Source organism: Pseudonocardia lutea (genome assembly GCF_042658055.1).
In the GTDB taxonomy this organism is placed as follows: Bacteria; Actinomycetota; Actinomycetes; order Mycobacteriales; family Pseudonocardiaceae; genus Pseudonocardia; species Pseudonocardia lutea.
The window spans coordinates 1-20,439 of sequence record NZ_JBHSQK010000022.1 but is presented as its reverse complement, the minus strand read 5'-3'; the positions used below and the strand labels follow the sequence as shown (position 1 = coordinate 20,439).

Genomic DNA, 20,439 nt, shown 5'->3' with positions numbered 1-20,439 from the left:
GAGGCTCTGCTTCTCGAGATCGGTCAGGTCGGCCATGTCGGCTCTCGTCCTTCCGGGACAGTCGGTCGCTCGGCTGGGCGGAGCGGTGGTGCTCCTCCGCCCGCGGGGGCGAGGAGCCGGCCCGGCGAGATGCCGGCCTGCCGACCGCCGATCACGACGACGGCGTGGTGCGTCCCGACCGGCCGCCGCTCCTGCTCCGCCACGCGGCACAGTCAAGCGACGACCCGTGTCCGGGATGTTTCCCCCGGAACACGGGCGTGTGAGGCGCCGTTACCGCTCGGTTGCCGTTCCGGCCTGCCGGCGCCCGAGCCGCGAGTGCGAACGGCCGTAGACGAAGTAGACCACGAAGCCGACCACCATCCACACCAGGAACCGCAGCCAGGTCTCGACGCTCAGGTTGAGCATCAGCCACACGCACGCCAGCACGGACAGGATCGGGACCAGCGGGACGAGCGGGGTGCGGAAGGCGCGGTGCAGGTCCGGGCGCGTCCGGCGCAGGATGATCACGCCCACCGACACCAGCACGAACGCGAACAGCGTGCCGATGTTGACCATCTCCTCCAGCGCGCCGGCCGGGAAGAACGTGGCGACCAGGGCGACGACGGCGCCCACGAGCACGGTCGCGCGCACCGGGGTGCCGTGCCCGCCGGTCCGCGCGAGCCCGCTCGGCAGCAGCCCGTCCCGGGACATCGCGAAGAGCACCCGGATCTGCCCGAGCATCAGCACCATGACCACCGTCGTGAGGCCGACGAGCGCGCCGATCGAGATGATCGCCTCGGCCCACGTCACGCCCAGCTCGCCGAAGGCCGTGGCGAGGGTGGAGTTCTCGTCGAGCTGGGTGTAGCTGACCATGCCGGTGAGGACGAGCGCCACGGCCACGTACAGCACGGTCACGATCGCGAGCGAGCCGAAGATGCCCCGCGGCAGCGACTTCTGCGGGTCGCGGGTCTCCTCGGCGGTGGTGGCGACGACGTCGAACCCGATGAACGCGAAGAAGACCAGCGACGCCGCGGCGAGCAGGCCGTAGATGCCGTAGGTGCTGCTGCCCCCGCCGCCGAACAGCGACAGCAGGGATTGCGTGAGCCCGGACTTGCCCTCGCCGGCCGGCGCGGCCGGCGGGATGAACGGCGTGTAGTTCGCCGCCTTGACGAAGGCGAGGCCGACGATGATCACCAGGAGCACGATGCCGACCTTGATCACCGTGAACACCGCGCTGACCCGGCTGGAGAGCTTCGTGCCGAGGGCCAGCAGCGTGGCGAGGACCGCGACCAGGAGCAGGGCGCCCCAGTCGAAGGCGAAGAACCCACCGAGGGAGAAGGAGGTCGGCACGTCCAGCCCGATCACCCCCAGCACCTGGTGCAGGTACTTCGACCAGGCCTTGGACACCACGGCGGAGCCGACGGCGAACTCCAGCACCAGGTCCCAGCCGATGATCCAGGCGATCAGCTCGCCGAAGGTGGCGTACGAGAAGGTGTAGGCGCTGCCCGCCACCGGGACCGTGGAGGCGAACTCGGCGTAGCAGAGGGCGGCCAGCCCGCACGCGATCGCCGCGATGACGAACGCGAGCGAGACCGAGGGCCCCGCGACGGTGCCGGCCGTGCTGGCCGCGAGGGTGAAGATGCCGGCCCCGACCACGACCGCGACCCCGAAGACGATGAGGTCCCAGGTCGTCAGGTCCTTGCGGAGCTTGGTGTCCGGCTCGTCGGTGTCCTGGATGGACTGCTCGACGGACTTCGTGCGCCAGATCCCCCGACGGTCGCCCACGGTCGTCATGGCCCGGGAGATTACGGCGATGTGCCCCGCACGGCATTCGCTGGCCGGCGAGGTTCGTGGATGCGGACGGCTCCTCGGTCGTCCGTCCGCACCCACGGCGCGGGCCGCGCGTCGGGAAGGCTCAGCGGAGGATCTCGTCGACCGGACGGAAGGCCAGGTCGTGGGCGCGGGCGACCTCGGCGTTGGTCAGCTCGCCGGCGTGCGTCGACAGGCCCTGGGCCAGGGCGGCGTCGCCGCGCAGCGCCTCGCGCCACCCCTGGTCGGCCAGCCGCGTGACGTACGGCAGGGTGACGCTGGTCAGCGCGTGGGTGGAGGTGTGCGGCACCGCGCCGGGCATGTTGGCCACGCAGTAGAAGACCGTGTCGTGCACCCGAAAGGTCGGGTCGGCGTGCGTGGTCGGCCGGGTGCTCTCGAAGCAGCCGCCCTGGTCCACCGCGATGTCGACGAGGACCGCGCCCGGCTTCATCCGCGCCACCAGGTCGTCGGACACCAGCGTCGGGGCCTTGGCGCCGGGCACCAGCACCGCGCCGATCACCAGGTCCGCGTCGAGGACGGCGTGCTCGACGGCGTAGGCGGTGGAGTGCACCGTCTCGACCCGGCCGCCGTAGCGGGCGTCGAGTGCGCGCAGCTTGTCGACGTCGAGGTCGAGCACGGTCACCCGCGCCCCCATCCCGACGGCGATCTGTGTGGCGTGCGAGCCGGACACCCCCGCACCGAGCACCACGACGTGCGCCCGCGGCGCGCCGGGCACGCCGCCCATCAGCACGCCGCGCCCGCCGGCCGCGCTGAGCAGGTGGTACGCGCCGACCTGCGGCGCGAGCCGGCCCGCGACCTCGCTCATCGGGGCGAGCAGCGGCAGCCTGCCGTCGGCGGTGCGGACGGTCTCGTAGGCGATCGCGGTGGTGCCCGCGGCGAGCAGCGCGTCCGTGCACGGCCGGGACGCGGCCAGGTGCAGGTAGGTGAACAGGGTCAGGTCGGACCGCAGCCGGTGGTACTCGCCGGCCACCGGCTCCTTGACCTTGAGCAGCAGCTCGGCGGAGCTCCAGACGGCGTCGGCGTCGGCGAGCAGCTGCGCGCCGGCGGCCTTGAACTCCTGGTCGGGGATGGACGAGCCGAGGCCCGCCCCCTGCTCGACGACGACCTCGTGGCCGCGCCGCACCAGCTCGTGCACGCCCGCCGGCGTCAGGGCGACCCGGAACTCGTTGTCCTTGACCTCGCGCGGCACCGCGATCCGCATGACCCGTCCTCTCCTCCTGATGACCGGCTGAGCGACCGGCTGTCGTGCCGAGTATCGAAGAAACAGCGTCTCCATCGGAACAAGAGCGCAGGAGATTCTGTACTCTGCGCCCATGCCCGAAGGATCCACGACCGGATCGGTGTCGAGGGCCGGCCGGCCGAACGATGTGCGGCCGCCGCTCGACCCCGTCGACCGCGCGATCCTCGCGGAGCTCGAACGCGATGCACGGATACCCAACAACGCGCTCGCCGAACGCGTCGGGATCGCGCCCTCCACCTGCCTCACCCGGGTCCGCGCGCTCCGCGAGCGCGGGGTCATCCGGGGCTTCCACGCCGACGTCGACCCGGCGGCGACCGGCCGCCCGCTGCAGGCGATGGTGTCGGTGCGGCTGCAGGCCGCGGCGCGGCGCCGGATGCGGGAGTTCGAGGAGTTCGTGACCTCGCTGCCCGAGGTGCGCGACTGCTTCTTCCTGGCCGGGGTGGACGACTACCTGCTGCACGTCGCGACGGCCGACTCCGCCGCGCTGCGGGACTTCGTGGTCGCACTCAACGGGCGCGAGCAGATCGCCAACACGCAGACCAGCCTGATCTTCGACCACGTCCGGCCCCGGCGCGGGTACTGACCGCGCCCTACGGTGGCGGGGTGCCCACCCCGCTCCGCCTCGACCGCACCTTCGCACTGGCGCCGGGCGAGGCCGTGGCCCGCCTGCTCGACCGCGACCTCTACGCCGACCGGCTCGCCGCGGTGGGCGGCCCCGGGGCCGAGCTCCGCGCGTTCGAGCGCGAGGGCGACCGGCTCCGCATCCTGCTGCGCCAGGGGGTGCCGGCGGGGTCGCTGCCGGCCTCCGTCCGTCGCTTCCTCGCCGGGGCGCTGGTGCTCGAGCGGGAGGAGCGCTGGCAGGTCGCGCCGGAGCGGGCCGACGGCCGGTTCACCCTGACCGCGGCGGGGGCGCCGGCCCGGGCCGAGGGCGACCTCCGGGTGGAGGCGGACCCGGCCGGCAGCGTGCTGCGCATCGACGGCGAGGTCGAGGTGCACGTGCCGCTGCTCGGCGCGGCGATCGAGGTCGTCGTCGCCGACCGGGCCCTCGCGCTGATGGGCGAGGAGATGCGCTGGACCGCGGAGCGCCTCGGCGGATGAGGCCCGCTCAGGCCTGCTGCAGCCGTGAGCGGTCGAGGTCCGGCTCGAGGTAGATCACCCGGGCGTCGGGCACCGCCGCGCGCACCCGCGCCTCGGCGTCGTCGATCGCCCGGGCCACGGTCTCGACCGACGAGCCGGGCGGCAGCGCCAGCTTCGCCGCGACCAGCAGCTCCTCGGGGCCCAGGTACTGGGTCTTGATGTGGATGACGCGCTCGATCTCCGCGCCCTTCTCGAGCTCGGCGACGATCGTCGACAGCACCGGGCGCGCGGCCCCCTCGCCGATGAGCAGGCTCTTCATCTCGACGATGAGGATGACCGCGATGACGCCGAGCAGGGTGCCGATGCACAGCGTGCCGACGGCGTCCCAGACCGGGTCGCCGGTGAGGACCGACAGGCCGACGCCGAGGAGCGCGAACACCAGGCCGATCAGCGCCCCGGTGTCCTCCAGCAGCACCACCGGCAGCTCCGGGACCTTGGCCTGCCGGATGAACTGCCACCAGGTGCCGTTGCCCTTGAGCGGGCGGGACTCCTTCATCGCGGTGCGGAAGGAGTAGGCCTCGAGGCAGATCGCGACCACCAGGATGATCACCGCGACGAGCGGCGAGGTCAGCGGCTCGTGCGACTCCAGCTTGTGGATGCCCTCGTAGATGGCGAAGACCGAGCCGAGCGTGAACAGCAGCAGCGCCACGACGAACGAGTAGAAGTAGCGGTCCCGGCCGTAGCCGAAGGGATGCTCGGGCGTCGCGGCCCGGCGGGCCGTGCGGCCGCCGAGCAGCAGCAGGCCCTGGTTCGCCGTGTCGGCCACCGAGTGGACGGCCTCGGCGAGCATCGAGGACGAGCCCGTGACGACGAATCCTACGAACTTCGCGAGCGCGATGCCGGCGTTCGCTCCGAGCGCCGCGAGGATCGCCTTGGTACCGCCGTGTGCCGACACGTTTCGCCCCCTGGGTCCGGATCGTGCGGCGGAAGGATATCCGGACGACCCGCGGTCAACCGCGCGCGTTACGAGTCGGCGCGGAGACCGTCGCCCGCGAGGTAGAGCTGGGTGCCCGGCGCCGCGCTCTCGACCTCGACGCCGGTGTCCGCGGCCGCGAGGAACAACGCCCCGCCCTTCGGCAGCTCCAGGACCTCGCCCCCGGCCCGGACGCACGCCTTGCCGCCGGTCGCGAGCAGGATCCGCGCGCCGCCGTCGGGCACGGGGAGGCAGCCGGTGAGCCCGTCGTCGGACTGCCAGCTGCGCAGCAGGAACTCCTCGGCGGGCGTGTCGTACCGCGTCCACGGCCCCTCGGGCTGGCCGGTGTGCACCGGCGGCGGCCCCGAGGTGAAGTCGAGGACGCGCAGCAGCTCGGGGACGTCGACGTGCTTGGGGGTGAGCCCGCCCCGCAGCACGTTGTCGGAGTTCGCCATGAGCTCGATGCCGGCGCCGGCCAGGTAGGCGTGCAGGTTGCCGGCCGGCAGGTACAGCGCCTCGCCGGGGGCCAGGACAACCCGGTTGAGCAGCAGGGCCGCGAGCACGCCCGCGTCGCCGGGGTAGCGCTCGGAGAGCTCCAGGGCGGTCCGGGCCTCGAGCGCCCAGTCCCCGCCCGACGGGTTGTCCCGGGCGGCGAGCGCGACCGCGCCCTTCTGCAGGGCCGGGACCAGCTCGTCGAGCAGCGCCTGCGGCAGGGTGATCCAGGTGGTGAACAGCGCCCGCAGGCCGTCCGGCCCGGGCTGGGCGGCCAGCAGGTCGACGTAGGCGGACAGCTCCGGCACGTCGAGCGCGCGCAGCAGGCCGAGGGTCTCCATCGGGTCCCGGAACCCGACGAGCGCGTGGAACTCGGTGAGCGCGCAGAGCAGCTCCGGCTTGTGGTTGGCGTCGCGGTAGTTGCGGTCCGAGGCGTCGACGGGGATGCCGGCCGCGTTCTCCCGGGCGAACCCCTCCCGGGCCTGGTCGAGGCTCGGGTGCGCCTGCAGGCTCAGCGGCTCGTCCGCGGCCAGGACCTTCAGCAGGAACGGCAGCCGACCCTCCCACCGGGCGCTGCGCTCGGCGCCGAGCAGCCCCTCCGGGTCGCCGGTGAGCATGTCGAGCAGCGACTCCCGGGCGCCGTCCGCGCGGACGATCCGGGACGGATCGCCCGGGTGCGCACCCAGCCACATCTCCGCCTGCGGATGCGGAGACGGCACCGGCTCGCCGAGCAGATCGGCGATCACCGTGCGCGATCCCCACGCGTACGGCCGGACCGGGTTCTCCAGCAGCTCCAAGGCACTTCCTCGCTTCGTGCGGCGGTCGGCCCGTCAGGCCGGTTCGATGGCCCGGGTGGCCAGGCCGAGGTAGACGGCGGCGATCTCCAGCCGGGAGGCCAGCAGGGCGGCCCGCAGCAGCACCGCGTCCCGGGTGCCCCGCGGGACCTCGTCCACCGGGTGCTGCAGGTCCGCGGGCCAGCCGCGCCCGGTGCGGCGCACCGCGACCTGGCCCGGCTCCTCCTCGGCGGTCGCGAGCAGCACGACGCGGACCGGCGGCGCATCCGGCCCCGGGTCGTCGAACGGGTCGCGGAAGATGTCCTCGCCGCGGTCGGCCAGGTCGACGGCCCGGCGCAGGGCCGTGGCCGAGGCGGCCTGGGCGATGTCGGCGGCGTGCGCCACCACGCCGGCGTGGGTGGCCAGCGCGGTCGCGCGGTGCCCGGCGACCGTGGTCGCCGCCGCGTCGGCGCCCCAGAGCAGCGGGGTGCGCTCGGCCAGCCGCAGCGCGAGCGACTTCGCCGGGTTCATGAACGGCTCGTGGTTCGGCTGGTTGCGTTCGGCCTCGGCGTCGAGCGCGTCGGCCAGCGGGTCGAGCGCCGGGTCGAGACCGCCCGGCCACAGCCCGAGCGCGGCCACGACGGTCAGCCCGACGGCGAGCGCCCGCGGCAGGTCCAGGGCGGGCGGCACCGGGATCCGGGGCTCGACGAACCGGGCGCGGCCGGCGCCGGCGGAGGCCACCGGACCCTCGGCCGGCGCGGAGAGCACCACCTCGGCCCCGCGCCCGACGGCCCGCGAGACCGACTCGGCCAGGTCGACGTCCGCCGGGTCGGCGGAGTGGGCCAGCACGACGTCGAGCGGGCCGATCCAGCCGGGGACGAGGTCCGCCACCACGACCGGGACCGGGCACTGCGGCCCGAGCAGCGCCCCGATGATCTCCGCCGCCGCACCCGACGACCCCGGCCGGCGCAGGAACACCAGCGCCCGCGGCCGGTGTCCGGCCAGGGCGGCGACGCCCGCCTCGGCCGCGGCCTGCGCCGCGGAGCGCACCTGGGCCCCCGCGGTCGCCGCCGCACGCAGCACCCCGCCCGTGTCCGCGGAGGCGAGCGCGGCGGGGTCGCCGAGCAGGGTGTCGTCGAGCACGGTCGTCACCCGGGGTTTCCGGTGTTCTCGGGAGGCAGCGCGGTCTCCGGGGGCAGGGCCTCGTCGAGCAGCAGCACCGGGATGCCGTCGACCACCGGGTAGCGGCGCCCGCAGGCGGTGCACACGAGCTGGTCCGCCGCCGGCCGCAGGGGTGCGTGGTCCTCCGACGGGCAGGCCAGGATCTCGAGCAGCTGGGGGTCGAGCTGTACGGCCACGGTTCTCCTCACCTCACGTGCCGTTGATGCTGCCAGGGCGCGGGCGGGCGCGCCGGGTCCGTCCGGGGTACCCGAGCGGGCGTGATCGATCCGGGTGATCGATGCGTGTCCCGGCGGCGCGCCGCCCGCCCCGCTCAGGCGCGGACGATCGCGAGGACCTCGTCCCGCAGCGCCGCGACGGCGGCGTCGTCGGCGGCCTCCACGTTGAGCCGCAGCAGCGGCTCCGTGTTCGAGGCGCGCAGGTTGAACCAGGAGCCGTCCGAGAGGGCGACGGTCAGGCCGTCGAGCTCGTCGAACTCCACGCCCGGCCGGTCGTAGGCCTCCCGCACGGCGGCGACCCGGTCGGCCTGGTCGGCGACGGTGGAGTTGACCTCGCCGCTGGCCCGGTACCGCTCGTAGGCCGCCATCAGCCCGGACAGCGGCTCCGGCTGCTCGCCCAGCGCCGCCAGCACGTGCAGCGCCGCGAGCATGCCGGAGTCGGCCTTCCAGAAGTCCCTGAAGTAGTAGTGGGCGGAGTGCTCGCCGCCGAACACGGCGCCGGTGTCGGCCATCGTCTGCTTGATGAACGAGTGGCCCACGCGGGTGCGCACCGGGGTGCCGCCGTGCTCGCGGACGATCTCCGGCACGGCCTTCGAGGTGATCAGGTTGTGGATCACCGAGGCACCGGGGTCCTTGGCCAGCTCGCGCACGGCGACGAGCGCGGTGATCGCGCTGGGGCTGACCGGCTCGCCGCGCTCGTCGACCACGAAGCAGCGGTCCGCGTCGCCGTCGAAGGCCAGGCCGAGGTCGGCCCCCTCCGCGACGACGGCCTTCTGCAGGTCGACCAGGTTCGCCGGGTCGAGCGGGTTCGCCTCGTGGTTGGGGAAGGTGCCGTCGAGCTCGAAGTACAGGGGCACGACGTCGAGCGGGAGGCCGCCCAGGACCTCGGGCACGGTGTGGCCGCCCATGCCGTTGCCCGCGTCGACCACCACGCGCAGCGGCCGGATGCCGCTCAGGTCGACCAGGCCGCGCAGGTGGGCGGCGTAGTCGGCGAGCAGCGCGCGGCGGCGCACGGTTCCGCCGCCGGGCCCCGCGGGCACCCCCTGCTCGACGGCCTCGCGGATCGCCGCGAGCCCGGTGTCCTGCCCGATCGGGGTCGCGCCCGCCCGGCACAGCTTGATGCCGTTGTACTTCGCGGGGTTGTGGCTGGCGGTGAACATCGCGCCGGGCACGCCGAGACTGCCGGCGGCGAAGTAGAGCATGTCCGTGCTGGCCAGGCCGATGTCCAGGACGTCGAGCCCCTGACCGGTCACGCCCTCGGCGAACGCGGCCGCGAGACCCGGCGAGGAGTCCCGCATGTCGTGGCCCACCGCGACCTCGGTGACCCCGGGGTCCTCGGCGCGCAGCAGCCGGGCCACCGCCGCTCCGACCTCGCGGACCGTGTCGGCGTCGAGCTGCTCGCCCACGACGCCGCGGATGTCGTACGCCTTGACGATCTGGGACAGGTCGGGCACGGGACCGGAGCCTAGCGGTCGGCCCCGACGGCCCGCGGGACGGCCGCGACCACGCGCACCGGTCGGACGGCGGAGGGTGACGCGCCCGGTCATTCCTCCGGCGGGGTGGGCAGCACGCGCAGGTGCCCACGGCGCCCGGTGGTCGCGCCCGGGCCGGCGGTGACGGTGGTCGAGGCCTCGATGGGCCGGTCGGCCCGGCCGGCCTCGCGGACGGCCTCGGCCAGGGCGGTCAGGTCGTCGTCCGTGTGCTGCGGCGGCGCGAACTCGCCCTCGAACCGGACGACCTCCCAGCCGCGGGGGGCGGTGAGCCGGTGCGCGTGCGCGGTGCACAGGTCGTAGGTGTGGGGCTCGGCCTGGGTGGCCAGCGGCCCGACGACCGCGGTCGAGTCCGCGTAGACGTAGGTGAGAGTGGCCACCGCGAGCTCGGTGCAGCCGCTCCGCGAACACCTCCGGACACTGAGCACGTCCCCGACGATAGCCCCCCGCGCCGACGGTTCCCGGCTGCGACGCGCGGGGCGGCCCCACCCGCCCGGGCGCCGTACGGGCGGCGACGGCATGTTGCATCGGAACGGCGGCCGCCGGCCGGGCCGTATCATCGCCGGGTGACGACCGCGCGCCGCATCCCGCGCCGCTCCCCCCGCCGGCGGGACCGCCGGGGCCGGGGCCTGCGCGGCCTGCTGTACCCGGTGACCACGCCCTCCTTCCGCACCCGGGCCGAGCGGTTCGACGCCCGGGTGCTCGAGGCGCTCGAGCCGATCGAGCTGCGCTGGGGCCCCGAGCTGGTGGACCTGGACCTGGCCGTCGACGAGGTGCCGGAGGTCGACCGGACCTCGCCCGAGGAGGTCGTCTGGGGCACCGGGGTGCTCGCCGACGCGGGCGTCCCGCTGGCCCAGCTGGTCCCCGCCGGCGTCGACCAGGCGGGCCTGCCCTCCCGCGCGCGGATCGTGCTCTACCGGCGGCCGCTGGAGGCGCGGGCCCGGGGCGGCGCCGACCTGGGCGACCTGCTGCACGAGGTCCTGGTGGAACAGGTGGCGGAGTACCTCAACATCGAGCCCGACGCCGTCNCGACGCCGTCGAGGGCGGGGCGGACTGAGGGCGGGGCGGACTGAGGGCGGGGCGGACTGAGGGCGGGGCGGACTGGGGGCGGGGCGGACTGACCGGAGTCGCGCCGCGCCGACGCGTCACCGATCTCTGGTGGAGAGCCGACACACCCGGCCCGACATGCCCGCACACCCCGAAGGTTCGTGACACACCCTGTCGACCGGGTGTACCGCGCTCCTGCGGATGTGTCACGGGTCGGCGGCCGCGTCGGAGGACCGGGGACCGAGGGACACAGCGCGGGGTGAACGGGGGGCCGACACCGGTCGCTCGCTTCTCCGGGGAAGGCCTCCCACACCTCGCTGGGCGCCGTACACCCGGTCGACAGGGTGTGCGACGAACAGCCGGGGTGTGCGGCGGGGCAGGAACGGATGTGGCGGGCTGGAACGGGTGGGCCGGGCCGGGGCCGGTGTGGCAGGCCAGAACGGAGGGGCCGGGCCCGAACGGCTCGGCCGGGCCCGAACGGCTCGGCCGGGCCCGAACGAGTGGGCCGGGCCCGAACGGGCCGGGCCGGGGCGCGGCTCGAAGTGCTGGGCGGGCGGAGCGGTCGGCGGCGGGCACGCGAGAGCCCGGACCGTCGCCGGCTGCGGGCACGCAGCCGGACACGCGTCCGGGCTCGGACGAGGGCGGGCCGTGATGCCCGCCCTTCCGGTTCCTCCCCCGGCGCTGCTGTGTGCGCCGGGAGCGGAGGGTGCTTCTGGGTTACCCCGCTACGCCGACCTCAGCCCGCGGCCCGGCGCAGGCGACGGCGCTCCCGCTCGGAGAGCCCGCCCCAGATGCCGAACCGCTCGTCCTGCGCCAGCGCGTACTCCAGGCACTCCGCCCGGACCTCGCACCCCGCGCAGATCCGTTTGGCCTCCCGCGTGGAGCCGCCCTTCTCCGGGAAGAACGCCTCCGGATCCGTCTGCGCGCACAGCGCGCGTTCCTGCCAGTCCTGCTCACCGTCGTCCTGACCGTCGACCAGTGTGTCGATCAGGCGAAGCCCCTCCGTGGGGCCGATCCCGAAGTTCTCCGGAGCGCCCAACGTCGCTCCGATCGGGTCACCAATCGTGCCCGCCCCCGTGACGAACACGGTGTCCGTGAAAACGTCCACTCGCCCACCTCCCCGCGCCCGGCGAATGACACCGCTGTAAGTACAGCGTTGTCGGTCGGTTCACCGCAACCCGGGGCTGCCGACCGGGTGACGGCATCCACCCCTTCGGACACCCCTTCGGCAGAATGGTCAAGTGCGCGGAGTCCCGAACCGAATCAGTCCGTGGTTCCTGCTGCTCGTGGCGGTGACGGTGGTCGGCGGGGTGCTCTGCGTCGTCGGGACCGAGTCCGCACTGCAGGGCTCGACCGTCCTGCTCACGACCGGTGTGGTGCTGCTGGTGCTCGGCGGGTGGTGCGTCTCGCTGTGCCTGCACGAGTTCGGGCACGCCTACGTCGCGCACCGCGGCGGCGACCGCAGCATCGAGAACCGGGGTTATCTCACCCTCGACATCCGCCGGTACGCGAACGTCGGGCTGTCCTTCGTGCTGCCGGTGGTGTTCCTGCTGCTCGGCGGCATCCCGCTGCCCGGCGGCGCGGTCTGGATCAACCAGTGGGCGCTGCGCTCCCGCGGGGTGCGCTCGTTCGTGTCCTTCGCCGGCCCGGCCACCAACCTGCTCCTCGGCATCCTGCTGAGCGTCGCCGTGATCTTCGTGCCGATGAACGAGGGGCTGGCCGTCGGGCTGTCCTGCCTGGCGCTCATCCAGATCCTCGCGTTCGTGCTGAACATCCTCCCGGTCCCCGGGCTCGACGGGTACGGCGTGCTCGAGCCCTACCTGTCGCCGGAGGCCCAGCGGCTCGGCCACAAGGTCCGGCCGTGGGCCCCGCTCGTACTGTTCCTGCTGGTCCTCGGCGTGCCCGGGGTGTCGCGGGTGCTGTTCGGGATCGGGCAGTTCCTCTTCGCCCTGATCGGCGGGGACGCCCAGTACGCCGCCGCCGGCTACGGCCTGCTGCTGTTCTGGCGCTGAGCCGCCGCGGGCGTCAGGCCCGGGCGAGCGCGACCATCGCCGGCACCGTGTCCGCCTCCGCCGGCAGCGCGTCGAGCGGCCACCAGGCGAGGTCGACGGACTCGTCACTGATCGCGGGCACCGCGCCGGCGGGGGCGCGCACCAGGTAACGCACGTCCAGGTGCCGGGTCGGCACGCCGAGGGAGCAGGTCACGGGATGGACGTCGACGTGCAACGGGTGCTCGGCGATCTCCAGCCCGGCGATCCCGGACTCCTCGGTCGCCTCGCGCAGCGCGGCCGCCCGCAGGGACGCGTCGCCCGCTTCGCAGTGCCCGCCGAGCTGGATCCAGCGCCCGACACGCGGGTGCAGGGTGAGCAGGGTGTGCTCGCCGGCCGCGTCGAGCACCAGCGCGGACGCGGTGAGGTGCCCGGCCGCGCACTCCCGGGCGCAGGCGTCGTCCGGGCGGGCGAGGCAGAAGGCGATCAGGGCCTGCTGCAGCGCGGCCTGCCCGGCGTCGGGCGGCGACCACGCGCGGAGCTCCTCCACCGCGACGGCCGGGCTCACCATTCGAGCAACCCCGCGGCCGGGTCGGCGGGTGGACGCGGGCCGATCGCCTCCCGCGGCACCCCGAGCGCGACCGCACCGAGCGGCTGCCACTCCTCGGCCAGCCCGAGCTCGGCCCGCACCACGTCCGGGGCGAAGATCGTGGATCCCACCCAGCACGAGGCCAGCCCCTCGGCCGCCAGCGCCACCAGCAACGACTGCACGGCGGCCCCGCCGGCGACGGTGAACATGTCCCGCTCGGCGGCGCGACGCGCCTCGTCCGGGTACTCGTGGGCACCGTCGCCGGTGCGGAAGGGCAGCACCAGTTCCGGTGCCCGCCGCAGCAGGTCACCCCGCGCGAGCCGACGCTCGACCTCGTCCGCGGGGCGCCCGTCCGCCTCCAGATCGGCGCGCCACCGCGCACGCAGCGCGTCGAGAAGCGCGGTGCGCCGCGCGCGATCGCGCAGCCAGACGAACCGGAAGGGTGTGCTGTGGTGCGGCGCGGGCGCGGTGAGCGCGACGCCGACGGCCCGGCGCACCGCCTCGGCCGGCACCTCCTCGGGCGCGAACTCGCGGACGCTGCGGCGCAGCAGCACGGCCTCGCGCCGGCCCTGCGCGAGCGCCTCCTCGGTGCCGAGCCAGAACAGGTCCTCGTCGACCGGGCGCACCAGGTCGCGGGCGGTCGAGCCGTCCTCCCGCACGCCGAGCCCGCGCACGACGGCCACCGGGGTGCCGCCGAGCTTGCCCTTGACCAGGTCGGCGGCGCCGGCCACCTCGTCGGCCAGCGCGACCTCGGTGACCAGCAGCTCGTTGCCCTCCGCGTCGACCGCGCCGCCGTAGCGGTGCAGCACGGTGAGCCCCGCGGACCCGATCGCGACGTCCGTCTGCCCGACGCGCCACGACCTGCCCATGGTGTCCGTGACCACGACCGCCACCTCGACCCCGAGCCGCTCGCGCAGGCCCTCGCGCAGCCGGGCGGCGCTCGCGTCCGGGTCGACGGGCAGCAGCGCCAGCTCGTCCCGCCGCACGTTCGAGCCGTCGACCCCGGCCGCGGCCTGCACGATCCCGAGCTTCGACGCGACGATCAGCGTCCTGCCGCGGCGGGCCAGGACCCGCTCGGTCTCGCCCTCGACGAGTCGGCGGCGCAGCTCGTCGCGCTCCTCGGGGTCCGTCGGCGCGGGGACGAGCCGGCCCTCGGCCTTGGAGAAGATCTTGCTGGTGACCACGACGACGTCGCCGGGCTCCAGCCACGGGGCGGCCTCGGCGACGGCGGCGGCCACGTCGTCCCCCGGGCGGAACTCCGGCAGCCCCGGGACCGGCAGGATCCGCAGGCCCTCCGCGGCCCCGTGGTCGGGGACCGGGGACGGAGCCGGGAGAGCGCTCACGGGGTGACCCCGGCCAGCTCGAACGCCGCACGTGCCATGTCCGCGGTGGCCTCCACGTCCGTCATCAGCAGCGGAACCGCCCGGGTCTCCGCGCCCTCGACCTCCGCGGTGTCGCCCGAGTGCACCAACCAGCCGTCGAGCAGGCCGCCCTTCGCCCGCCCCCCGTAGTGCCGGCCGACGGCCTCGGCGGTGGTGTCGACGCCGATGGCGGACAGGCACGCGTCGGCCATGCCACGCAGCGGGCGGCCGCCGACGATCGGCGACAGCCCGACGATCTTCGCCTTCGTGCCGACCAGGGCCTGCGGCATCCCCGGGACCTGGATCATGGTGCCGATGCTGACCACCGGGTTGGACGGCGCCACCAGCACCACGTCCGCCTCCGCGATCGCCTGGGCCGCGGCGGGCAGGACCTTCGCCTCCTCCGCCCCCACCGACGCGAACCGGTGGGCCGGGAACTTGGCCTGGTGGCGCACCCACCACTCCTGGAAGTGCACCGCGATCTGCGGCGGCGCGTCCTCCGCCGGCTCCGGGTTGTCGATCACCACGTGCGTCTCCACCCGGTCGTCCGTGGCGGGCAGCAGCCGCACGCCCGGCTTCCAGCGGTGGCACAGCGCCTCGGTGACCTGCGAGAGCGGGTAGCCCGCGCGCAGCATCCGGGTCCGGACCAGGTGGGTGGCGACGTCCCGGTCGCCGAGCCCGAACCAGGTCGGGTCCGCCTCGTAGGCGGCCAGCTCGTCCCGCACCGCCCAGGTCTCCCCGGCCCGGCCCCAGCCGCGCTCGGAGTCGATCCCGCCGCCCAGGGTGTACATGCAGGTGTCGAGGTCGGGGCAGATCCGCAGGCCGTGCATCCACACGTCGTCGCCCACGTTGACCACGGCGGTGACCTCGTGCGGGCCCTCGCCGGGCCCGACGGCGGGCAGCCCGAGGGCGGCCTTCACGCCGAGCAGGAACCGGGCGCCGCCGACGCCGCCGACCAGGACCGTCACCTTCACGGCGCCAGGCTACGTCGGACCCCCGACGCTCAGCGTGGGAGGACCTCGGTGACGGCGGCCACCACCTCGTCGGACTCGGGCTCGGTGCGGGGGCGGAAGCGCGCCCTGACCGCCCCGTCCGGGGCGACGAGGAACTTCTCGAAGTTCCACTGCACGTCGCCGGCCTCGCCCGAGTCGTCCGCGGCGGCGGTCAGGGCCGCGTAGAGCGGGTGCCGGCCCGGCCCGTTGACCTCGATCTTCTCGGTCAGCGGGAACGACACGCCGTAGGTGGTGGAGCAGAACGTGGCGATCTCCTCCGCCGTGCCCGGCTCCTGCCCGGCGAACTGGTTGCACGGCACACCGAGCACGGTGAAGCCGCGGTCGGCGAAGCGCTCCTGCAGCCGCTCCAGGCCCTCGTACTGCGGGGTCAACCCGCACCTCGAGGCGACGTTGACCACGAGGACGGCCTTGCCGTCGAGGTCCGGGAGCGGGCTGCCGTCGAGCGCGGAGAGCGCGGAGAGCGCGGAGTCGAGAAGGGCCACGTCCACGAACCTACCCGCCGACGATCTACATCTCGCGGAAGTCGCGGGGGCTGAACCGTGGCCCGAAGCGCGGGCGGCGGAACCCGGAGATCTCCACGTACCGCACGGCGCGGTGGCGCTGCGGCGTGTACGGGGCCAGCACCTCGAGCATCCCGCGGTCGTCGAGCGGGCGGCCGACGAGCGCCCAGCCGACCACCGTGGGGATGTGGAAGTCCCCGAAGCTGACGGCGTCGGGGTCGCCCCAGGCGCGCTGGGCCACCTCGGCGGCGGTCCAAACGCCGATGCCGGGGATGCGGCGCAACAGGATCCGGCCCTTCTCGCCGCCCAGCTCCACCGCCTCCTCCAGCCGGTGCGCGACCGCGGCGGCGGCGAGGATCGCCCGGCGCCGCGCCGAGTCCACCCCGGCCTTGTGCCATTCCCAGTCCGGGATCGAGCGGATCTGCGCGGGCGTGGGCGGGACGCGCATGCCCCGCGGCATCGCCCCGGCCGGCCCGGGAGCGGGGTCGGAGAAGCGCCAGCAGAGCTCGCGCCAGGAGCGGCGGGCCTCGATGCCTGTGACCTTCTGTTCGAGGATCGCCGGGACCAGCTGGTCCCACACCCGGCGGGTGGAGCCGAGCCGGATGCCGGGCAGCCGCCGGGCGGCGTCGGCGATCAGCGGATGGTGGGCGACGAACGACTCCGGCTCGTCCCGCGCGCCGAGCAGGGCGGGCAGGCCGTCGAGCTCCCACCGCGCGCCGGGCCCCCACGCCGCGGCGACGACCGTGCCGTCGCTGCGCCGGGACATCCGGACCGTCGCGGGCCCGTCCGGCGTGGTGGACACGCGCCAGATCGCGGAGCCCTCGCCGACCGAGCGCCAGGACGGGTCGCCCCGCCCGCGCCGCAGCGGGGCGAGGACCCCGGCGAGGTCGAGCCGGAAGTCCGGCCGCCACTCGCGCTCGATCACCCGGCCACGGTAGCCGGGTCTCAGACGTCGGCCGAGAACCGGACCCCGTGCGGCGGCAGCTGCACCTCCGGCCACACCCGCACGCCGCCCTTGAGCTCGCAGTGCGCCCCGACGACCGCCCGGTCGCCGATCACCGCGTCCCGCACGTGCGCGCCCGCCTCGATCCGGGCGCCGGCGCCGACCACCGAGCTCTCGACGACCGCGTTCGGCTCGATCACCGCGCCGTCGAAGACCATGCTGCCCTCGACCTTGGCGCCCGCGCCGATCACGGCGTCGCGGCCGACGGCGGTGCCGCCGAACACGAACGCGTCCTTCGCCACGGTCGCGCCGGGCAGCACGATGGACTCGCCCGCCGGGCCGGGCAGCGCCGCCGAGGGGGCGACGCCGCGGACCAGGTCCGCCGAGCCATGGACCAGGTCGGCGGGGGTGCCCATGTCGCGCCAGTAGGCGTTGTCGACGTGCCCGCTCACCCGCGCGCCCGCCTCCAGCAGGCCGGGGAAGGTCTCGCGCTCCACCGACACCACCCGGCCCTGCGGGATCTCCTCGATCACCGAACGCCGGAAGACGTAGCAGCCGGCGTTGATCTGGTCGGTCGGGGGGTCCTCGGTCTTCTCCAGGAACGCGAGCACGCGGCCGTCGCCGTCCGTGGGCACGCAGCCGTAGGCGCGCGGGTCCTGCACCCGCACGAGGTGCAGGGTGACGTCCGCCTCCGTGCGCCGATGAGTGTCGACGACGGCGGTGAGGTCCGTGCCGCACAGCACGTCGCCGTTGAAGACCATGACGTTCTCCGTCGTCAGGTGCTTGGCGACGTTGGCGATCCCGCCACCGGTGCCCAGCGGCTGGTCCTCCACGACGTAGGTGAGCTCGAGGTCGAGCGACTCGCCGTCGCCGAAGTGCTCCTCGAACGTCTCCGCGAGGTACGAGGTGCCCAGCACCACGCGGCGGACGCCCGCGGCGCGGATCCGGGAGAGCAGGTGCGCGAGGAAGGGCACACCCGCGGTGGGCAGCATCGGCTTCGGGGCCGACAGGGTCAGGGGGCGCAGACGGGTGCCCTTGCCCCCCACGAGCACGACGGCCTCGACGTCGTCCAGCACGAACGGTCCTCTCGTCAGCCGGCCGGTCCCCCCGGTCCGGTTCCGGTCCTACGGCTCTTCCTGCCTCGTCCTACTGGATCGCCGAAGCACGTCCGCGCGTGACCCGGGCCCGCACCGCCAGGCCGGCCCGCACGGCACCCCGCAGCGGGGCGTTCCGGAGGCCGGGATGGCGGTCGGCCAGGTAGCGGTACGCGCTGCGGTGGTGCTCGGCCAGCATCCGCGCGGACACCTCCGGCTTCGAGGTGGACACCCCGCCGGTGTGCACGACCTCGGCGGTCGGGACGTAGACGTTCAGCCAGCCGGCCCTGCCGAGCCGGTCGCCGAGGTCGACGTCCTCGAAGTACATGAAGTAGCGCGGGTCGAACCCGTCGACGGAGTCGAAGGCGGTGCGGCGCAGCAGGAGGCACGAGCCGGACAGCCAGCCCGCGGTGCGCTCGCCGATCGCCGCGGCGGCCTGCCGGTACTCCTGCGACCACGGGTTGCCGGGCCACACCCGGCCCAGGACGGCGTGCCCGGCGCCGTGGCCGAGGGAGGGCAGCAGCCGCGCCGACGGGTAGACGGCCCCGTCGGGCTCGCGGATCAGCGGGCCGAGCGCGCCGGCGCGCGGCCAGCGGGCGCCGGCCTCGAGCAGCGTGTCGATCGCGCCCTCGCCCCAGACCAGGTCCGGGTTGGCGACGACGACCCATCCGACCTCCGGGCCCAGCCCGGCGACCGCACGGTTGGCCGCCGTGCCGTAGCCGACGTTCTCGCCGATCCGGAGCAGCTCGACCCCGTCGCGCTCCGCGGCCCGCTCGGGCGCGCCGTCGACGGAACCGTTGTCCGCCAGCACGACCCGCACCGGACGCGCGGTCGCGGCCTTGAGCGAGTCGAGGAACAGCTCGAGGGTGTCGCCCGGCGAGTACGTGACGGTCACGACCGCGAGCTCGTCCCCGTACGTGCGGACCGCCGACTCCATGGCGGCTCACCCTAACGGTCGCGCCCGCGCGGCCGGTGCGGGGTCGCGGCCGCCCACGCGCCTGCGCGCGGGACGTGGTGCTCCGGCACCACCGACGGCGCACGGGCGCCGGAGGCGCACCCTCAGTCGTCCGTCGGGTCCACGCCCTCGAGCTCCGCGAGGGTCTCGGCCGCCGCGCGGTCGCCCCAGCTCACCGCCATCTCCAGGTACCAGCGCGCCGCGTCGGGGCGGCCGGTGTCGAGCAGGAAGCGGCCGATCGTCCCGGCCCAGCCCGGCTCGTTGTGCCGCTCGGCCTCGAGGTACTCGCGCTCGGCCCCGTCGAGGTCCCCGCGGGCCAGCAGGAAGGCGGCGTACGCGGTGTGCGTACGGACGGCGCCGAGCCGCCCGGCGCGGCGGTAGAGCGACTCGGCCTCCTCGGTCCGGCCCTGGACGGCCCGGACGTCGGCCAGCGCGACGAGCGTGTCCGGGCGCCCCTCGTCGGCGTAGCGCTCGGCGGCCTCCACGGCGGCGGCGAGGTCCTCCGCCTCCAGGTGCAGCGCGACGAGGTTGTCGGGCGCCTGACCGTCGCCCGCCTCGGCGGCGTCGGTGAGGACCCGGACGGCCTCGGCGAACCGGCCGTCGGCGTACAGCAGGAGGGCGAGGTCGTTGGCCGCGGGGAGCTCGCGCTGCGCCACGGCGAGGCGCAGCATCTGCTCGGCCCGCGTGTGGTCCCCCAGCTCGGCCAGCGCGACGCCCAACCGGCCCGCGAACTCCAGGTGCCCCTGTTCGAGCAGCGGCGCGAGGAACTCGATCGCCGCGGTCCAGCTGCCACTGTCCAGATAGGCCCGGACGAGCAGGTCGACCGAGCCGGGTTCGCGGACGGCGACGGCGCGGCGCAGCGGCTCGATCGCCTCCCACGCCCGGTGCTGCTCCAGCAGGGCGCGCCCTGCGGTCGTGAGCGGGCCCTCCGGGGGCGGCACCGGGATCCGGCGCACGGCCGCCCTGTCGGGCCCGTCGGGTCTCTCGGCGGCGTCGGTCCGGGCGGTCCCGTCGGGCTGTGCGGTCATGGGCCCCTCACGGGTCGCAGAGGTGCGAGATGTGAATGGTCTCACTCCCCCAGGGCTCCGGCAGGACGGAGCGGCGTTCACCCTAGATGATCACGCGGAGATCCACCGTCGTCACTCTCCGGGGTGGACGATCGCCCAGCGGTGATCTCCGTGGGCCGACACGCCGGGCGGCGCGCCGCGATCATGCCTCCGGATGCTGCACCCTCTAGGGGCGGTCGGGTGGCGGCCGTGGGACCGGCCCGACGTCCGGGAACGAGGAGGAGGTGGCGTGGACCCGACCACGGGTGGCCGCTCCTCCTCCGGCGGTCCGCGGCGCGAACGCCGTCCCGGGGCCTCGGCACTCTTCGGCGAGGGCGGCAGTCTGGCCGCCGGCGGCCCCGACCGTTCCCCGCGGGCCCGCGCGACCGGCTCGACGGGACGGTCGGACTCGGCTGCCGAGGAACGACGAGCGGCCTCCTCCTCCCGCGACGGCGCCGCGGCGGGGCGGGCCGGTTCCTCCGGTCGCGGGTACGGGGACCCGGCCGGGCGGGGGTCCTCGGCCCGTGACCGCGGCTCCGACGGATGGTCCGGACGGTCCGGACGGTCCGAACGGTCCGCCTCCGGGTCCCGTGGCCGGTCCGCCGACACCGGCCGGGACGACTCCCGCCGCACCGGGGCGGGCCGGGGCGGC

The 20,439-nt window shown here is 75.1% G+C and carries 21 protein-coding genes; 4 read left to right on the top strand and 17 right to left on the bottom strand.

Features of this window, described 5'->3' with window-relative positions:
* Positions 1-270: 270 nt before the first annotated feature.
* Positions 271-1,773: an amino acid permease gene (locus ACFQH9_RS11505; RefSeq protein ID WP_379565981.1), complete on the bottom strand. Its 1,503-nt coding sequence runs from the start codon at positions 1,771-1,773 to the stop codon at positions 271-273.
* A 121-nt stretch (positions 1,774-1,894) separates the two neighbouring features.
* Positions 1,895-3,010, bottom strand: coding sequence for an alanine dehydrogenase (gene ald / locus ACFQH9_RS11500; RefSeq protein ID WP_379565980.1), 1,116 nt, complete (start codon positions 3,008-3,010; stop codon positions 1,895-1,897).
* A 112-nt stretch (positions 3,011-3,122) separates the two neighbouring features.
* Here ald and ACFQH9_RS11495 point away from each other — a divergent pair, with 112 nt between their 5' ends.
* Positions 3,123-3,632: an Lrp/AsnC family transcriptional regulator gene (locus tag ACFQH9_RS11495; protein ID WP_379565979.1), complete on the top strand. Its 510-nt coding sequence runs from the start codon at positions 3,123-3,125 to the stop codon at positions 3,630-3,632.
* Between the two features lie 20 nt (positions 3,633-3,652).
* Positions 3,653-4,147 carry a DUF2505 domain-containing protein gene (locus ACFQH9_RS11490; RefSeq protein ID WP_379565978.1) on the top strand — a complete coding sequence of 165 codons (495 nt, stop codon included), beginning with the start codon at positions 3,653-3,655 and terminating at the stop codon, positions 4,145-4,147.
* Positions 4,148-4,154: 7 nt separating this feature from the next.
* On the opposite strand, the gene ACFQH9_RS11485 is transcribed toward ACFQH9_RS11490, so the two are convergent.
* The 6 genes from ACFQH9_RS11485 to ACFQH9_RS11460 form a co-directional block, all read right to left on the bottom strand.
* Positions 4,155-5,081, bottom strand: coding sequence for a cation diffusion facilitator family transporter (locus ACFQH9_RS11485; protein ID WP_379565976.1), 927 nt, complete (start codon positions 5,079-5,081; stop codon positions 4,155-4,157).
* Positions 5,082-5,149: 68 nt separating this feature from the next.
* A complete protein-coding gene (gene manA, locus ACFQH9_RS11480; RefSeq protein WP_379565975.1) occupies positions 5,150-6,388 on the bottom strand; it encodes a mannose-6-phosphate isomerase, class I in 1,239 nt (412 codons plus the stop codon).
* 33 nt (positions 6,389-6,421) lie between these two features.
* The gene (locus ACFQH9_RS11475) at positions 6,422-7,516 is read right to left on the bottom strand and encodes a hypothetical protein (protein WP_379565974.1); all 1,095 of its coding nucleotides are present in this window, start codon (positions 7,514-7,516) and stop codon (positions 6,422-6,424) included.
* The gene (locus tag ACFQH9_RS11470; protein ID WP_379565973.1) at positions 7,513-7,722 is read right to left on the bottom strand and encodes a Trm112 family protein; all 210 of its coding nucleotides are present in this window, start codon (positions 7,720-7,722) and stop codon (positions 7,513-7,515) included. The genes ACFQH9_RS11475 and ACFQH9_RS11470 overlap by 4 nt, the downstream gene beginning before the upstream one ends.
* Positions 7,723-7,856: 134 nt before the next feature.
* On the bottom strand, positions 7,857-9,215 hold the full coding sequence (locus ACFQH9_RS11465; protein WP_379565971.1) for a phosphomannomutase/phosphoglucomutase: 1,359 nt from the start codon (positions 9,213-9,215) through the stop codon (positions 7,857-7,859).
* Between the two features lie 89 nt (positions 9,216-9,304).
* Positions 9,305-9,679, bottom strand: a complete 375-nt coding sequence (locus tag ACFQH9_RS11460; RefSeq protein WP_379565969.1) for a DUF3499 domain-containing protein — start codon at positions 9,677-9,679, stop codon at positions 9,305-9,307.
* 138 nt (positions 9,680-9,817) lie between these two features.
* Between ACFQH9_RS11460 and ACFQH9_RS11455 the strand changes: the two genes are divergently transcribed.
* Positions 9,818-10,324, top strand: a complete 507-nt coding sequence (locus tag ACFQH9_RS11455; protein ID WP_379565968.1) for a metallopeptidase family protein — start codon at positions 9,818-9,820, stop codon at positions 10,322-10,324.
* Positions 10,325-11,034: 710 nt separating this feature from the next.
* On the opposite strand, the gene ACFQH9_RS11450 is transcribed toward ACFQH9_RS11455, so the two are convergent.
* Positions 11,035-11,289 (bottom strand): WhiB family transcriptional regulator, encoded by a 255-nt coding sequence (locus ACFQH9_RS11450; RefSeq protein ID WP_379565983.1) that lies wholly within the window; start codon positions 11,287-11,289, stop codon positions 11,035-11,037.
* A gap of 250 nt (positions 11,290-11,539) precedes the next feature.
* Between ACFQH9_RS11450 and ACFQH9_RS11445 the strand changes: the two genes are divergently transcribed.
* Entirely contained in the window at positions 11,540-12,310 is a 771-nt protein-coding gene (locus ACFQH9_RS11445) for a site-2 protease family protein (protein WP_379565967.1), read from the top strand.
* Positions 12,311-12,323: 13 nt separating this feature from the next.
* Here ACFQH9_RS11445 and ACFQH9_RS11440 read toward each other — a convergent pair whose 3' ends face one another.
* From ACFQH9_RS11440 to ACFQH9_RS11405, 8 genes are all read right to left on the bottom strand, one after another.
* A complete protein-coding gene (locus ACFQH9_RS11440) occupies positions 12,324-12,857 on the bottom strand; it encodes an NUDIX hydrolase (protein WP_379565966.1) in 534 nt (177 codons plus the stop codon).
* A complete protein-coding gene (locus tag ACFQH9_RS11435; RefSeq protein WP_379565965.1) occupies positions 12,851-14,218 on the bottom strand; it encodes a coenzyme F420-0:L-glutamate ligase in 1,368 nt (455 codons plus the stop codon). Before ACFQH9_RS11435 ends, ACFQH9_RS11440 begins: the two co-directional genes overlap by 7 nt.
* Entirely contained in the window at positions 14,215-15,210 is a 996-nt protein-coding gene (gene cofD, locus ACFQH9_RS11430; RefSeq protein ID WP_379565964.1) for a 2-phospho-L-lactate transferase, read from the bottom strand. Before cofD ends, ACFQH9_RS11435 begins: the two co-directional genes overlap by 4 nt.
* A 29-nt stretch (positions 15,211-15,239) precedes the next feature.
* Positions 15,240-15,731, bottom strand: a complete 492-nt coding sequence (locus ACFQH9_RS11425) for a glutathione peroxidase (protein ID WP_379565963.1) — start codon at positions 15,729-15,731, stop codon at positions 15,240-15,242.
* 25 nt (positions 15,732-15,756) lie between these two features.
* Positions 15,757-16,674 carry a DNA-3-methyladenine glycosylase family protein gene (locus ACFQH9_RS11420; RefSeq protein WP_379565962.1) on the bottom strand — a complete coding sequence of 306 codons (918 nt, stop codon included), beginning with the start codon at positions 16,672-16,674 and terminating at the stop codon, positions 15,757-15,759.
* 20 nt (positions 16,675-16,694) lie between these two features.
* Complete coding sequence (manB, locus tag ACFQH9_RS11415; RefSeq protein ID WP_379565982.1) at positions 16,695-17,765, bottom strand: mannose-1-phosphate guanylyltransferase; 1,071 nt, start codon at positions 17,763-17,765, stop codon at positions 16,695-16,697.
* Between the two features lie 73 nt (positions 17,766-17,838).
* Positions 17,839-18,723 carry a glycosyltransferase family 2 protein gene (locus tag ACFQH9_RS11410; protein WP_379565961.1) on the bottom strand — a complete coding sequence of 295 codons (885 nt, stop codon included), beginning with the start codon at positions 18,721-18,723 and terminating at the stop codon, positions 17,839-17,841.
* A 122-nt stretch (positions 18,724-18,845) separates the two neighbouring features.
* On the bottom strand, positions 18,846-19,769 hold the full coding sequence (locus tag ACFQH9_RS11405; protein WP_379565960.1) for a tetratricopeptide repeat protein: 924 nt from the start codon (positions 19,767-19,769) through the stop codon (positions 18,846-18,848).
* Positions 19,770-20,439: the final 670 nt, after the last annotated feature.